The sequence below is a fragment of the candidate division KSB1 bacterium genome (assembly GCA_016214895.1).
Taxonomy (GTDB): domain Bacteria; phylum Electryoneota; class RPQS01; order RPQS01; family RPQS01; genus JACRMR01.
On sequence record JACRMR010000008.1, the window covers coordinates 198450 to 213404 of the forward strand.

Annotated in this window: 12 protein-coding genes and 1 tRNA gene; 3 read left to right on the forward strand and 10 right to left on the reverse strand. The window is 58.3% G+C overall.

Annotation, left to right across the window (positions count from 1 at the left end; genetic code table 11):
* Positions 1 to 38: 38 nt before the first annotated feature.
* From HZB60_05525 to HZB60_05535, 3 genes are all read left to right on the forward strand, one after another.
* The gene (locus HZB60_05525; protein MBI5059228.1) at positions 39 to 1784 is read left to right on the forward strand and encodes a phosphoenolpyruvate carboxykinase (GTP); all 1746 of its coding nucleotides are present in this window, start codon (positions 39 to 41) and stop codon (positions 1782 to 1784) included.
* Positions 1785 to 2332: 548 nt separating this feature from the next.
* Positions 2333 to 3193, forward strand: coding sequence for a hypothetical protein (locus HZB60_05530; protein ID MBI5059229.1), 861 nt, complete (start codon positions 2333 to 2335; stop codon positions 3191 to 3193).
* A 277-nt stretch (positions 3194 to 3470) separates the two neighbouring features.
* The gene (locus HZB60_05535) at positions 3471 to 4922 is read left to right on the forward strand and encodes a T9SS type A sorting domain-containing protein (GenBank protein MBI5059230.1); all 1452 of its coding nucleotides are present in this window, start codon (positions 3471 to 3473) and stop codon (positions 4920 to 4922) included.
* Between the two features lie 154 nt (positions 4923 to 5076).
* On the opposite strand, the gene HZB60_05540 is transcribed toward HZB60_05535, so the two are convergent.
* The 10 genes from HZB60_05540 to HZB60_05585 form a co-directional block, all read right to left on the reverse strand.
* Positions 5077 to 7674 carry a leucine--tRNA ligase gene (locus HZB60_05540; protein MBI5059231.1) on the reverse strand — a complete coding sequence of 866 codons (2598 nt, stop codon included), beginning with the start codon at positions 7672 to 7674 and terminating at the stop codon, positions 5077 to 5079.
* 209 nt (positions 7675 to 7883) lie between these two features.
* Positions 7884 to 9878: a putative DNA binding domain-containing protein gene (locus tag HZB60_05545; protein ID MBI5059232.1), complete on the reverse strand. Its 1995-nt coding sequence runs from the start codon at positions 9876 to 9878 to the stop codon at positions 7884 to 7886.
* Between the two features lie 363 nt (positions 9879 to 10241).
* Positions 10242 to 10775: a transposase gene (locus HZB60_05550; protein ID MBI5059233.1), complete on the reverse strand. Its 534-nt coding sequence runs from the start codon at positions 10773 to 10775 to the stop codon at positions 10242 to 10244.
* Between the two features lie 89 nt (positions 10776 to 10864).
* Positions 10865 to 11248 carry a HEPN domain-containing protein gene (locus HZB60_05555; GenBank protein MBI5059234.1) on the reverse strand — a complete coding sequence of 128 codons (384 nt, stop codon included), beginning with the start codon at positions 11246 to 11248 and terminating at the stop codon, positions 10865 to 10867.
* Positions 11232 to 11558 carry a nucleotidyltransferase domain-containing protein gene (locus tag HZB60_05560; GenBank protein ID MBI5059235.1) on the reverse strand — a complete coding sequence of 109 codons (327 nt, stop codon included), beginning with the start codon at positions 11556 to 11558 and terminating at the stop codon, positions 11232 to 11234. Before HZB60_05560 ends, HZB60_05555 begins: the two co-directional genes overlap by 17 nt.
* Before the next feature lie 24 nt (positions 11559 to 11582).
* On the reverse strand, positions 11583 to 12155 hold the full coding sequence (locus HZB60_05565) for a DUF4256 domain-containing protein (protein ID MBI5059236.1): 573 nt from the start codon (positions 12153 to 12155) through the stop codon (positions 11583 to 11585).
* A gap of 563 nt (positions 12156 to 12718) precedes the next feature.
* On the reverse strand, positions 12719 to 13492 hold the full coding sequence (locus tag HZB60_05570; GenBank protein ID MBI5059237.1) for an alpha/beta hydrolase: 774 nt from the start codon (positions 13490 to 13492) through the stop codon (positions 12719 to 12721).
* A complete protein-coding gene (locus HZB60_05575) occupies positions 13489 to 14130 on the reverse strand; it encodes a DedA family protein (protein MBI5059238.1) in 642 nt (213 codons plus the stop codon). The genes HZB60_05570 and HZB60_05575 overlap by 4 nt, the downstream gene beginning before the upstream one ends.
* Before the next feature lie 55 nt (positions 14131 to 14185).
* Positions 14186 to 14259: transfer RNA gene (locus HZB60_05580), tRNA-Pro, on the reverse strand.
* A gap of 26 nt (positions 14260 to 14285) precedes the next feature.
* Complete coding sequence (locus tag HZB60_05585) at positions 14286 to 14936, reverse strand: protein-L-isoaspartate(D-aspartate) O-methyltransferase (protein MBI5059239.1); 651 nt, start codon at positions 14934 to 14936, stop codon at positions 14286 to 14288.
* Between the last annotated feature and the right edge of the window lie 19 nt (positions 14937 to 14955).

Here is a 14955-nt window from a genome sequence, read left to right on the forward strand (position 1 = left end):
TGATCCCCTCTACATTCTAAGGGTTAAGGAACCTGACCATGACTGCGAACAGCGAAGTCACGAAATGGGTTGACGACGTCGCCAAACTTACGACGCCGGATCGCATCCACTGGTGCGACGGCTCTGCTGCCGAACATGAGATGCTCGTCAAGGGCATGCTCGATCGCAAGGAATTTACCACCCTCAACCGGGACAAGTGGCCGGGATGCTACTTGTACCGTTCCGATCCGACCGATGTCGCGCGCACGGAAAAAGTCACGTACATCAATTGCGCGAACGAAGCGGACGCCGGACCGACCAACAACTGGTTGTCTCCCGCCGCCGCCGAACAGCAGGTACTCCCGCTCTTCAAGGGTGCGATGCAGGGTCGCACCATGTACGTCATTCCGTACATTATGGGCCCCGTCAACGGTGTGAATAGTCGCGTCGGTTTCGAAATCACCGATTCGCCCTATGTCACGCTCAACATGCGCATCATGACCCGCATGGGCCAGGTCGCGTTGGACCGTCTCGGCAACAGCAGCGATTTCGTCAAGGGCATGCATTCCATCGGTGATCTCAAACCCGAGCACCGCGCGATCTGCCACTTCCCCGAGCGCAACGAGATTTGGTCCGTCGGCTCCGGCTACGGCGGAAATGCGTTGTTGGGCAAGAAGTGCCACGCGCTGCGCATCGCCACCTCCCAGGCCCGTCGCGAAGGCTGGATGGCCGAGCACATGCTGATTCTCGGTCTGGAGAATCCGCAGGGTGAGGTGTTCTACATTGCCGCGGCGTTTCCTTCGCAGTGCGGCAAGACCAATCTGGCGATGGTGATCCCGCCCGATTCCATGCCCGGCTGGAAGGCCTGGACCGTCGGCGACGACATCGCCTGGATTCGCGTCGGTGACGATGGCCGCCTGTGGGCGATGAATCCGGAAGCCGGCTTCTTCGGCGTCGCGCCCGGAACGAGCATGAAGACGAACGCAAATGCGATGCTCACGGCTCAGCGCAACTCGATCTTCACCAATGTCGCGCTCGTGGGGGACGATGATGTCTGGTGGGAGGGCATGGGCCCCGCACCCGCCACGGCCGTGGACTGGCAGGGTCGCCCGTGGACGTCGTCGAGTGCGGAGAAAGCTGCGCATCCGAATGCGCGATTCACGACGCCCGCCGCGCAATGTCCTTCCATCTCCAAGCACTGGGAAGACCCGCAGGGGGTTCCCCTCTCGGCGATTTTATTCGGCGGCCGTCGTCCGCACATGACCCCGCTGGTCATGGAGGCCTACAATTGGAATCATGGCGTACTGATGGGCGCGTCAGTCGCCAGTGAAACCACCGCCGCGGCCACCGAGCAGGCGGGCGTCCTGCGGCATGACCCGATGGCCATGCTGCCCTTCTGTGGCTACCACATGGGCGACTATTTCGCTCACTGGGTCAATATCGGAACGAAGGTCAAGCATCAACCGAAGCTCTTCACGGTCAATTGGTTCCGCGCCGGCGACGACGGCAAGTTCCTCTGGCCCGGTTATGGCGACAATGTTCGCGTATTGAAGTGGGTGCTTGAGCGCTGTCAGGGTAGGGGAGAGGCGGTGGAGACCCCCATCGGTTTCCTGCCCAAACCGAAGGCCATTGACACGACGGGCATCAACGTGAGTGATGCCACACTGAACGACATTCTTTCTGTTGACAACGCGCGCTGGAAGAATGAGCTGGTCGAGAATCGGAAATACTTCTCAACCTTTGGCAATCGCTTCCCATCAGAGCTCACAACCGAGTTGGACGCCATCGGCAAGCGCCTCGGCTAATCTCGTTCCCCTCGTGCCCCCCTTCCGGCCGTGCGTCCTCGCACGGCCGGAATCGGAGCGTCAGCACTCCCTGCGGCGGCACGTCGCTTGAGACTTGACGTGCCCCGCTCTTCCCCCCGCCGTGCCCTGCGTCCCCGCGCGGCCGGAATCGGAGCGTCAGCATTCCCTGCGGCGGCACGTCTCTTGAGACTTGACGTGCCCCGCTCTTCCCCCCGCCGAGCCGTGCGTCCTCGCGCGGCCGGAATCGGAGAGTCAGCACTCCCTGCGGCGGCACGTCTCTTGAGACTTGACGTGCCCTGCTCTTCCTCCCCCCGAGCCGTGCGTCCTCGCGCGGCCGGAATCGGAGAGTCAACACTCCCTGCGGCGGCACGTCTCTTGAGACTTGACGTGCCCCGCTCTTTCCCCCGCCGAGCCGTGCGTCCTCGCGCGGCCGGAATCGGAGAGTCACCCCGAGCCGGGTCTCCAGACCCCGCCGGAATCTCGCTCAACCTGAACCCGACATTTCGCGTTTCTGCATTTCCGTATTCGGCATTTTCCGGAGTGCTCACATGAATCGCCACCTCGCCGTTTTCCTGCTCGCCCTCACCGCGTCTACCGCTCTGGCCGAGCCGCGAGTCGTCGTCCTGCCCTTCGATCCCGTCACCGATTCGCTCTATCAGTGGAAGGGCGGGAAGGAGTCCGTGCTTGACTACCGCCCCGCGCTGCAAACCATGTTGGTGACGGAACTCGCCCGGCACGAGGAAATCCGTGTGGTCGAGCTCGCGGACCTCGCCCGTCTGCTCAAGAAGAAAGACCTGAACCCGGAACGCTGGAACGATCCCATCCTTGCGGCGGAACTCGGCGCGGCGTTGAACGCGGACTACGCGATCATCGGCACCTACGGCGAATTTTCCCGCGAGCTGCGTGTCGATGCGCGCATCGCGGTTGTGGCCACGAAGGAGGTCCCTCCCGGCCATACGGTTTCCGCCACGGCGACATTGTGGGAGGATCTGCCCTCCGCGGCCACGCGCGTGGCCGCGGGCATCGTTCCCATCGTTACCGCCAGTGGCCGGGTGAAACCCTCATCCAAGGGGATGCTCTTTCCCGAGGGCGATCTTGCCGATTACGATGTCGGCGGTCGTACCCCTGCGGCCTCCGCGCGACTCGTCGTGTGGACGAACGCTCCCGCGCCAGTGATTACGGCGGGCGACATTCGCTTCGCGCGCTGTGACCGCATCGACCTTTCGCGCATCCCCCCGGCGCAGCAACGCACCAAATCCTGTCGGGTGGCCGTGCTCCGCGCCGGTGACGTCGCCCTCAGCGTCGTGCACCGTGGCTTCCTCCCCTACCGCGAGACGCTCACGCTCGCCCCCGGCAAAGCCTACCGTCTCGAAGTCATCTTGCAAGAAGTCGAGCTACGCGTTCGGTAACTCCTGTCATTTCGCGGATTCCTCCATGGCAACCATCACCCGCCGGATGAGGGCGAGGAGGCAGGTGCAGCGGTCAAGCGCCGGTCTGCCCGCATCTGGCGGATAGTCAGGTTAGGCAAGGACGCATCCTCAATCTGCTTCGTGGGTTAGGCCTTTTTCATTCAGAGTGCTCAAAAAGCGGAATTGTCAGTAACGTGTTACCAGATATTGACTGATTACATGGTCCTGAACTATATTATTGCCAAGCTGTCCGATCCAACTCATCTTAGGAGATACAATGAAAGTACTATTGACAGTCGCTTTCCACATCGCGTTGAGCCATTTCTGTTGGGCGCAGCCTGTGGACAGCCTGTGGAGTCGGATGCTGGGCGGGACGGGCACGGACCAATGCACGGCCGTATTGCAAGCGAGCGACGGGGGATTCGTATTTTCGGGCCGTACGGACTACAGTCCCACGGATGTGGATGCCTGGGTGGTCAAGACCAATCCGCTGGGTGACATAGAATGGAGCCGTACCATCGGCGGCGGCGCGGCGGAACTCGCCTTCGACGTGGTAGCGCACAGTGGGGGAGGATATGCCATGGTCGGTTATACGGCATCCTACGGCGCCGGCTTGGCCGACGTCTATTTTGCCACTCTGTCTTCACAGGGTGAGATTCAGGACATCAGCTTCTGGGGCGGAACCGAGTACGAATCAGGCAACGCGCTCGCGGCCACGGCGGACGGTGGTTTCGTCATTGGCGGGGAGACCAGTTCATTTGGTGCGGGTTCGTCTGATTTCTGGCTGATCAAGACCGATGGGGATGGTGCGGCGTCGTGGACCCAGACCTATGGCGGAAGTCAGCAGGACATTTGCTACGCCGTGCGGCAAGTAACCGACGGCGGCTACGCCCTCGCGGGCTACACCACGTCATTCGGATCGGGTGGCGCGGATGCCTGGCTGGTCCGGACCAGCTCCAGCGGCCAGATCCTGTGGAGTCGCACCTTCGGCTGGGCCACCGATGACGTTACCTACGACATGATCCAGACGTCGGACGGCGGCTTCGCGCTGGCCGGGCATACGCAAAATGGCGGATCCGGAGAACGGGACTTCTATCTGGTCAAGACCGACGCCTACGGCACACAGCAATGGACGCACTCCTACGGCGGAGTGAACGACGAATTCTGTCGCTCGATTCAGCAGACCTCAGACGGCGGGTACATTCTGACCGGATCAACCTATTCGTTCGGTACCGGTAGTCAGGACATTTGGTTGATTCGGCTCTCGTCGTCGGGCGCTTTGCTTTGGAGCAGAACCTTCGGCGGCACCGGCACAGACGACTGCAATTCGGTCGCCGTGACCTCGGATGGCGGGTTCGTATTGGGCGGCCAGACCACGTCGTTCAGCGCGACCCAGTGGGATATCTGGTTGATCCGAACGGGCGTGGACCCTTCACTCGAAGCGGAGGACTATCGCCCTCTCCTCGCCGACTTCGCTCTCCACCCCATTTTTCCCAACCCCTTCAACAACGCGGCAAGCATAACGCTCGACTTGCCGCGCGACGTGAGCGGAAGCGTGGTCGTGTATGACGCGCTGGGCAGGATGGCGAACACGTTATATGAAGGGCCGTTGTCGGCCGGCAGGCACGCGCTGCGTTTCAATGCGAACAACATGTCAAGTGGTTGCTACTTCGTGAGATTCGAATCAGCGAACTACAACGCGGCACAACGGGCCGTGCTGCTCAAGTAGCTCTCCTCGCAGAACTGGGGGCCGATCGCGCGACCGGGCACGATCGGCCAAATCTGTTGCCTGTTTACTCAACATAATATCCCTTATGTGACTTTCGGGAGCGGACAAGAAACGGGGTCGAACGCCCCCCCTTTCACATGGAACACTCGCGGCCCTACCGCACCACTATGTTCACGATCTTGTTCGGGACGACGATGGTCTTCACCACCTGCTTGCCATCCAAGTGGGCGGCCACCTTGTCCAGCCCCTGCGCCAGCGCCGCCACGACATCGTCGGGCGAGTTAAGCGGAACCCGCAGGGTCTCCCGCAGCTTCCCATTCACCTGCACGGCAATCGTCACCTCGTCATCTCGCGCCTTGTCTTCGTCAAACGCTGGCCACGGTTCGTCAAACACACTGCCCGCGTGCCCGAATCCGTGCCAAAGCTCCTCGCACAAATGCGGCGCGCACGGGGCCAACAGCACGATCAATTTCTCGACGACCGCCTGCGTTGCGGGCGTCCGTTCCACGTGCTTCAGGTCGGATCCCACCCAGCCATAGACCAGATTCGTCAGCTCCATCAGCCTCGCCAGCGCCGTATTGAACTGGAACTGCTGCAAATCCACGGATACCGCCTTAATCGTCTGATGCAGCTTCCGTTCGACATCGGCCGGTACTTCGGAATTCGGATTTCGGATTTCGGATTTTCCGACTGCCATTCCCAGCCGCCACACCCGGGCAATGAACCGCTCAACCCCCGTGATTCCCTGATCCGACCACTCGCCGCCCAGCGTGTAGTCGCCCATGAACATCATGAAGCACCTGAGCACATCGCTTCCGTGCTTCTTGAGCACGGCTTCCGGCGCGACGGAATTACCCTTGGACTTGGACATTCGCATGCCCTTGTTCAAGATCATGCCCTGATGAATCAGCCGCTGGAACGGCTCCTCAGAGTCAAGATACCCCGCGTCCTTTGCCACTTTCGTGAAGAACCGCGAGTAAATCAGATGCCCGGTCGCGTGCTCGGAACCGCCCACGTATTGGGCAATTGGCAGCATCTTGTTAAGACTTTGCTTAGTGAATGCCGCGCTGTCTAACTTCGCCTCAGGATAACGCATGAAGTACCACGAGGAATCCACAAACGTGTCCATCGTATCCGGATCGCGCTCCGCCGGACCTCCACACGTGGGACAGGTCACGTTGATGAACGATTCCACGGCCGCCAGCGGTGACCTGCCCTTCGGTTTGTATTCAACCACATTCTCAGGCAACAGCACGGGAAGGTCCGCCTCTGGCACAGTTACAACTCCGCACTTCGGGCAATAAATGACCGGAATCGGTGCCCCCCAATAGCGCTGCCGGGAGATCGTCCAGTCCCGCAAATGCCAGGTCGTGGTCGGATTCCCCTTCCCGACCGCCTTCAGCTTCTCCCCCACCTTCCGAATTCCGGCGTCTGATTTCAGCCCGTCGAATTCCCCCGAGTTCATCATCACGCCATGATCCGTGAACGCTCCTCGGGGCTCCCCTCCACTTCCTGTGGGGGGGCCGGAGGGGGAGACTGGCCGGATCACTTCCTTAATCGGCAACCCGTACTTCTTGGCGAATTCGAAATCCCGTGTATCGTGCGCCGGCACGGCCATGACGGCACCGGTTCCGTACGACCCGATCACATAGTCTGCCACCCAGATCGGGACGCGCTCGCCTGTCAGGGGATGGGTGGCGTACGTCCCGGTGAACACACCGGTCTTCTCCCGGTCGCCCATGGTCCGATCCACCTCGGAGAGCGCCGTTGCCTCCTCGACATACGCCCGCACCTCCGCAGTCCGATCGGGCGAAACAAGATCCCACGCTCGTGGGTGCTCCGGCGCCAGCACCACATAAGTCACCCCAAACAGCGTATCCGCCCGCGTCGTAAACACTCTGATCGTCTGTCCCCCCCCCAACTCGCTTGGGGGGGCAGGGGGGGTTCCGGTTGATCCCCCTCCGTTCACGGGGGGGTTAGGGGGGGGACTCGGAACTTCAATTTTCAATTTTCGATTTTGAATTTCAAATTCAATCTCCGTCCCCTCCGACTTCCCGATCCAATACCGTTGCATGGCCTTAGTCTTTTCAGGCCAGTCAATGCTGTCGAGCCCCTCCAGCAGCCGCTGATTGTACTCCGTGATCTTATAGAACCACTGCTTCAGCTTCTTGCGGATGACCGCCGTCCCGCACCGTTCGCAGGTATTATCGGCCGCGACCTGTTCGTTGGCCAGCACGGTCTGACAATTCGGGCACCAGTTGACCAGCGACTCTTTCTGATACGCCAGCCCGCGCTTGTACATCAGCAGGAACCACCACTGTGTCCATTTGTAGTAGTCCGGCTGGGAGGTATTGACCTCGTAATCCCAGTCGTACATCGCGCCGATGCGTTTGAGTTGCTCGCGCATGAACTTAATGTTCTGCTGTGTCGAGATCGCCGGATGCACCCCGGTCTTGATCGCGTAGTTCTCGGCGGGCAGGCCGAACGCGTCAAACCCCATCGGCTCGAACACGTTATAGCCCTGCATGCGCTTGAACCGCGCGTAGGTATCGGTCGGCGCGTAGCAGTACCAGTGCCCCATGTGCAGCTTATCGCCGGACGGGTAGGAGAACATGGTCAGCACATAGTGGACCGGCTTCGGCGAGTCCGGATCAAACCGGTACGTCCCCTGCTCTTCCCACCACGACTGCCACTTCGCCTCCACCTCGGCGAACGGGTACTGCTGTTCGGAAATATGTTTGATTTCGTTCATGGTTCTATCGTAGGGGCGGGTCCGCGACCCGCCCGCGTTAGTAGCGCCGCACAGCCGTGCGCGATCTTCCCGAAGCACCTCACGAACCAAAATTCGCAGCCAATTCAAAACCCCACTGTCGTCCTGAAGGCCGTCTTCGGCCTGACGGATCACTGACAGTCTCTAATTTCAGTCAACGATATCTCAGTGATCATATAGTGAGATCGAGCCTACCTCGGAGAACGGGCATTCCGAGCCTCCCATTCAGCGTATGACGATTTGAACTTCTCCTCAGTCGGGAGCAGCTTTATTGCATTGTCATAAGCGGCTCTGATATCTCTGGCTTGTCCACGAACTCGCTGAAGTGTAACAGCCAAATCAAGATAGTACCATGCGATTTGCTGAGGATCGACGCCAAGCTGGGTGGAGCGCCGGAGAAGCTCGATTGCCTCTAGTCTTAGCCGCTTGATTGTATGCCAATTAGTGTTGCGCGCATGATACATCTCATTCGCAATTGCAATCTTGACCTTGGCATAATCGTGCAGGAATTCAGAGTTTGTATCGAAGGAAGCATACACCTGAGCCATCAATACATGAGCTTTCTGATTCTCACGTACGCGTTTGAAGGCAATCGCAACATCGTACGGCGCATTTGCGTACTCTGTCTCCGGCAATTCGTCGATGACCTGCCGCGCCTTCAAATTTAGATTAGAACCCAAGTAGATTCTAAACATTCTTAGATAAGGTTGTTCTCCCTCGGATCGCAGTGGCTGCGCTCGGAATTCGTTGAACACTCGTTCGGCTGCTGGGAGATCGTCGCGCTCGGCATAAAACTGAATCAGCTGGGCCGCAACTGCGCCAGAGCTCGGCTGCCCTTTGAACACGTCTTCCAGTCTCCTTATGGCAGGAGCCCGCTCGCCGATCGACCACATGTAGGCGGCCTCACTTACCGCCTGTAAAACAATGTACTTAGGGTGAGCTGGCAGAATCACGCGAAAGTACGTTCGTTCAACATCGAAATCAAAGACTGGACGACTTGAACCATGATCCGCCATCACGCGCCGCATCTTGGGAATGCCAGTTCCACGCATTTCAGCGAGTTGAAGTTCTTTCAACAATTCTCCAATTCGCCGGTTGCGGGCTGGAACTGGAGGAACGGGTCGCGCTGATTGCAAATGCTCCATCGTTATTCCGGGCACAGGACCGGGATAACTTATGATTTCAAGTCTGTCTGGATAAACATGAATCTTATTGGGTTCGCTTGGTTGGTCATATCCACGGTGATAATATGCGTTGACAACTGCCTCCTCTAGAGCCTCGTAAGGATACCCGACTGTCCGTTCTGCAAGTGCTCTTCCCGGAATCTTCCTCACATGAGCGTTCGTCAAATTCTCTAAATAGCTCAATATCTCCGTGATCTGATAGCTGATTGGACCCGTGAATAGCTTCTCTTCAAAGAGATTGCCCCCGGCGTCGTCGCGATACATCGCGAGTTCCAATTTGCAGCCAGGAAAGTGCCGCTCTGGTTTCTCGGCGAAAAAGAGTAATCCGATATTTCGCGGAACAAGTTTCCCGCCGACATCCTTTGTGACTCGAATCGACTCGTAGAGGGCTGTATCGGGAATCGGTGGTGTTGAGTTCAACAAGTCGCTTCCAATATCTTGCAGAAATCTCTTAACCAGCAGCGGCGAAATATCCGTAAGTGTTGAGGCGTGGTTTGGCCTATCGTCAAATGGAATCTTCGCTGTCTGTTCGCGGAGCTGAGCTTCTTGTGCCGTTGTCGCCTTGACCGTTTCTGAGTTTACTCGAATTGGCAAACAGTTCTCACTGAAATTCCGTGGGTCAGGACCGATGTGTGGCCTGTTGTCGCTAGCGGGTGCCCAGACTACAAGCAAGTGCTTGCTATCATAGACAAGCGGTACAATGATCGGTTGAAATTCTGTTTGAACTCGAGTCTTACACAGACGACGGATTTCTTGTTGAGTCGCTTCCAATGACTCTGCTGGAAGACCAGCTGGCGGAAGAATCGGAAGTCCATCTTTAGTATCTATTCCAATAATAACGTATCCGCCGTTTACATTCTGAAAATCATTCGCAAATGCAACAATTGTAGCGATAATATGCGGCTTAGTGGCCACTGAAAAGCCCCTCTTGTACTCAATTCGATTGCTTTCGACGGTACGGGCCTGGACCAGATCGTCAATGTTGATTGGTAAGAGATTCATGAGATTCACTCACTTGTTTATTTCGCGGCGGCATGTGTCGGCACCAGTGGTGTCTAATTATAAGTTGAGCAGGGATCTGCGGTTAGTGTTGGTGGGCCTTCGTCCAGATGCAAGAGGTTTTATCGCGGCGGCATGGTGTCGGCACATGCCCCGCTCGGGATAAGTCCTGCAGTGACACGCGTCATTCGCATCGGCGTGTCCCGCTTCATGAATTCACATCCGGGACCGGTGACGGTCCCGGTATTTCTACTGCGGCGGCATGTCTCTTGAGCATTGACATGCCCCGCTCGGGATAACTTTCGCGGCAACAGGCGTCGTTCGCATTGACATGCCCCGCTCGGGACTCCCCGCGCGTGTCGCAAGTCAGCTCAGCTTCGGCCCAATCAAATCCGTCGCGACCGTCACAATCCCCTTCCCAATCTCCCAGTAGTCCCGCGCGCTCGACCAGAGGTAGCGTTCGGGTGCTTCGACAAATTCGCGCTTCACCGGATTCGCGTGAAGGTAATCCAACATCGTGTGCGCAACTGCGTTGTTTATCACCGCCACATCATCGAAGCGTCGTCGCCAACGCAGTTCTCCGAGCGGGGCATGTCCGGCCTCAAGAGACATGCCGCCGCGAATCAGATTCCAGTCTCGCGCTGTGGACACCTTGAAGGCGCGTACCAATTCCGAGATCTGATCGCCGTCCTCGGTTTGCATCAGCAGCGCGTGCAGATGATCCGGCATCAGCACGTAGCCCGCGCATTGGATTCCGAGCCGGCTGCGGCAGCGCTCGAACTCAAGCAGTATCGCGCGACAGATCGGCTCGCGCACAAACCAGCTCCCCCGCTCTTCCGTCACCGCGGTGATGAAATGCACACCACCCGCTACCGAATTCGTGCGATGTCGTCGCAACATGACTTAGATCTCTGGATCGGATTCGTCCGCGGCGGCATGTCTCTTGAGCATTGACATGCCCCGCTCGGGAGAGCTTTCAACATGATAGATTACGTCAACCTCGCCCTGACGAATTCACAAATTGTCTCCGCCATCTTGAGTGCTCGCTTGGCATTGGTCTGGCTTGGCCAAAACATGTCGTCATACCGCATTTCGACGGCGAACGGACTCAGCTCCTGTCCGATTTCCTTGATTTCCGAGAACGCGCGATCCCGCGACTCACACAACGTGATCAGCTTCTCAAGGTTGTGAATGAACGGAAACTCAATCTCGAACCGAGCGAGGTAAGCTTTCAGGAACTTCTCCGCCGCCTGCTGCGCATGAAAACACGCGGAATCGAGGGAGACTCCGGCCTCTATGAGCGTGCGAGCAGCGGCGAGATCGCTTTCCCCTTTCGCGATCATTCCCGCCGCCAATTCACGCGGGCCGTTCATACAATACCTTTCCCTCTCGAACGGCCGTGGTAATGAACGCCTGCCGTACATCCTTCCATGCTTCGATTTCCGCCGGGGTATAAACCAGCAAGTCGGTCTGGACCATGATGTCGCTCAGGGTCCCATAGATCGGAGCGGCGCGTTCCCAGCGCGGCTTGTCCGAGTCAGCCACAACCAGCAAGTCTAAATCACTGTGGGCATGCTCGGTACCGCGCGCGCGACTTCCGAACAAGATCACTTTGTGCGGATGAATTGCCTTGACGATTCGATCAACGATTTCGCTGATGACTACCTGGTTCAGACTTTGCATGCATGCTTGCTTTCTGTGCAGTTCTTACACTCTAACCGCCCCCCGAAACCCCCTCGCCGCATAGTAAGACTCCGCGCCGTTGTGATACGTGAAGACATGGTCGTAGCGACGATCGCAAAAGATCGCGCCGCCGAGTTTTCTGATCTCAGCCGGTGTTTTCACCCAGCTCGAGGTCTTCGTATCGAAATTTCCCAGGGCTTGCAGTTCGCGATATTGCTCTTCGGTCAACAGCTCAATCCCCATCGCCGTTGCCAGATCCAGCGCGCTATTTTCCGGCTTATGCTCTTTCCTCGACTCCAGCGCTTCCCGGTCATAGCACAGACTTCTGCGCCCCTTCGGACTTTCCGCCGCACAATCACAAAAAATGATCTCGCCCGTCTTTTTGTCGTGACCTACCACATCCGGTTCGCCGCCGCTGCGCTCCATTTCAGAGAGCGACCAAAGTTGGTCCGGCTTGGCCTCGAGCCTCGCCTGCACCTTGGCCCATTCCAGACCCTTGTGCCGGTTCATATTCTGTTCAAACCGGGCTTTCAAGACTGTGAGCAATTCTGCCCGCCGTGCTGTTGACAAATGCTTGTTGCTGCTCTTGTTACTCATACTCTGATCTTGTCTCCTTCTTAGCGCTTCAGCCCTTTTGCCCGGCGGCATGTCTCTTGAGCATTGACCTGCCCCGCTCGGAATCGGAATCTCGGAACTTCAATTTTTGATTTTCAATTTTCGGTTTTCGATTTCCCTCCCCCCGCCTCTCCCCCACCATTTCTGCCCCACCAACCCAAATTTACAACTATTTTCCGTTCAACGCCTTAGCGTTTGCAGCTCCCCGCGCAAGTCCTAAATGTTCAACTATTTGTTGCTTTTATAAAAATATCGCTTGACTCTTGGTTGATTTCAGTAGTATATTAACCGCGTCACATCACTCCCCACCGAGGCGCATCAAGTCCCCGAACCCGCCGGCCACAGCATCGGCCTCATCGTTCACCATTCCTCGTTTATCGTTTCCTCCCCTCGCCGAGCGCACGCATGCTGCGCGACCAAAGCTCATTCATGGCCGCTCAGCTTCGCAGCCCGTCCCCCCTTTCAAGGGGGGACGATAGGGGGGTTCAGTCATCGGAGCCGGCGTTCACTGTTCCTTGTTCCTTGATCCTTGTTCCTTTCGTCCCTCATCCCTGCGAGCGCACGAACTCCCCACACCTCTTCACCACCGCCTCCCCCGCGTCGCGATGCGGCGTATGACCCGTGTACGGCACGACAAACGTCGCGACCGGACCGGATACACTGCGCGCAACCGCTTCGACTTGCGCCAGCGTTCCGTACTCATCCTGTTCACCCTGCACGACCAGCACCGGACAGTGAACGCTCTGCAATTCACGCTCAATCGACCAGTCGTGGAATTTGTCGGCTAACCAGGTATCCGACCACGCGCGAAACAACGCTTCGGTCTTCTCGCCATGATAACGCTCGAGTCGTGCGCGCAGCTCTCCCGATTCATAGTCTTCCACGGACACGCGAATCGCCGCGCGGCTGAACTCGTCCATGAACACATGCACGCCTTCCGCGATCAGCGATTTCACCCGTTCCGGAAACATCGACGCGGCGAGCAGCGCAACCATGCCGCCGTCACTGTGGCCGAACAGCACCGCCTCGCGAATCCCCAGCTTAGCCAGGAACTCGTTCAACGAGGCAGCTTCCCGATGCAGATAGTCCAAATCGCGCTTGTCCGGACCGAACGGGGCCGACTTCCCATAGCCGCGCCGGTCATAGACAATCGCGTCGTGGCCGGTGGCGAGCGCCAATCGGGCCGGAAAGTCGCGCCAGGCGTCGATACAACCGAACGAATCATGCAGGAAGAAGATCGTGCCCTGCCCGCGCTGCGACAACCGCCGCACACGCAACACATGATCGCCGAGCGCGACATCGAAGTCCGTGATCCTCAACTTCGCTTCCTCGCGCGCTCCTTCACGAAATGGACCGCCATCGGCAGCACGGACGTGCCGATGATGGCGAAAATCACGAGCGAGAAATTCCGCTTGACGATCGGAATATTGCCGAAGAAGTATCCCGCCAGCACGCACACGCTGATCCAGAGCACCGTCCCGCCCACGCTGAAGCTGAGGAACTTGGCATAGTTCATCTTGCCGATCCCCGCGACGAACGGCGCAAACGTGCGGAAGATCGGCATGAACCGCGCGATAATCACCGTCTTGCCGCCGTGCGTCTCATAGAACGCGTGCGTCTTGTCCAGGTACTCCCGCCGCAGCCACCGCGAGTTTGACGAGAACACCCGCGGCCCGACGAATCGGCCGATCCAATAGTTCGTGGAATCTCCGAGAATCGGCGCCGCATACAGAATCAGGAGCAGCAGCATCAGCTCGAGCGAGCCCAGCGCCGCAAAAGCTCCCGCCGCGAACAGCAGCGAATCCCCCGGCAGGAACGGCGTCACCACCAACCCCGTTTCGCAGAAAATGATGATAAACAGGATCAGATACGTCAACGTTCCATAATCCGAAATCACCTGTCCGAGGTGCACGTCCAGATGCAGGAAGATGTCCACGAATTGCGCGAGCAAATCCATACGATGGGGGGATAGAGAAAGAGCCGCCCACGGGAAGGGCGGCTCCGTTTGTTAGTCGGGGCGACTGGATTTGAACCAGCGACCCCTTGGTCCCGAACCAAGTGCGCTACCGGACTGCGCTACGCCCCGGAATATGTAGCCGCCGCGAGCGACGGCTACGCGAGATTATTCTGCCAACCCTCCCGGCCGATCAGCGGCACGAAGGACACTTGTCCGGCTTCGCGCATCACGGCTTCGTTATCGTGTTTCTCGACAAACATGAGTTCCTGCGTCCGCTTCTCCCCCATCGGGAAGACCATCAGGCCGCCATCGACCAATTGCGTGAACAGCGTTTTCGGGAAAACGGGTGTTGACGCGGAGATAATGATGCGGTCAAACGGCGCGAACTCACTCCAACCGATCGTACCATCGCCGTGTTTAAGGACGGCGTTCTTGCAACCCTGCTCGTCCAGCGTGCGCCGGGCCCGCTGCAACAGCGGCATGTGGCGTTCGATGGAATAGACCTTGTAAGCCAGTTCGGCGATGACCGCAGTCTGATAGCCCGATCCCGTGCCGATTTCCAATACTTTGTGCGCGGGCTGGACATCGAGCAGGCTGAGCATCCTCGCCACGACATAGGGCTGGCTGATGGTCTGACCTTCTTCCAGCGGCAGCGGCGTATCCTCATAGGCCCGTTCGCGAAACGCCGGTTCGACGTAATAGTGGCGTTTCACGGTCCGCATGGCTTCCAGCACTCGGGCATCGCGGATTCCGCGGCGTTCGAGCTGCGTGAGGACCATGTCTTCTCTCGCCAACTGAAAGTTCATCGCGCGAGAGTTCGAAGTA

Bases quoted from the DNA above. Each gene is read 5' to 3' on its own strand.
- HZB60_05525 (MBI5059228.1), top strand. From the start codon at position 39: ATGACTGCGAACAGCGAAGTCACGAAATGGGTTGACGACGTCGCCAAA.
- HZB60_05530 (MBI5059229.1), top strand. From the start codon at position 2,333: ATGAATCGCCACCTCGCCGTTTTCCTGCTCGCCCTCACCGCGTCTACC.
- HZB60_05535 (MBI5059230.1), top strand. From the start codon at position 3,471: ATGAAAGTACTATTGACAGTCGCTTTCCACATCGCGTTGAGCCATTTC.
- HZB60_05540 (MBI5059231.1), bottom strand. From the start codon at position 7,674: ATGAACGAAATCAAACATATTTCCGAACAGCAGTACCCGTTCGCCGAG.
- HZB60_05545 (MBI5059232.1), bottom strand. From the start codon at position 9,878: ATGAATCTCTTACCAATCAACATTGACGATCTGGTCCAGGCCCGTACC.
- HZB60_05550 (MBI5059233.1), bottom strand. From the start codon at position 10,775: ATGTTGCGACGACATCGCACGAATTCGGTAGCGGGTGGTGTGCATTTC.
- HZB60_05555 (MBI5059234.1), bottom strand. From the start codon at position 11,248: ATGAACGGCCCGCGTGAATTGGCGGCGGGAATGATCGCGAAAGGGGAA.
- HZB60_05560 (MBI5059235.1), bottom strand. From the start codon at position 11,558: ATGCAAAGTCTGAACCAGGTAGTCATCAGCGAAATCGTTGATCGAATC.
- HZB60_05565 (MBI5059236.1), bottom strand. From the start codon at position 12,155: ATGAGTAACAAGAGCAGCAACAAGCATTTGTCAACAGCACGGCGGGCA.
- HZB60_05575 (MBI5059238.1), bottom strand. From the start codon at position 14,130: ATGGATTTGCTCGCGCAATTCGTGGACATCTTCCTGCATCTGGACGTG.
- HZB60_05585 (MBI5059239.1), bottom strand. From the start codon at position 14,936: ATGAACTTTCAGTTGGCGAGAGAAGACATGGTCCTCACGCAGCTCGAA.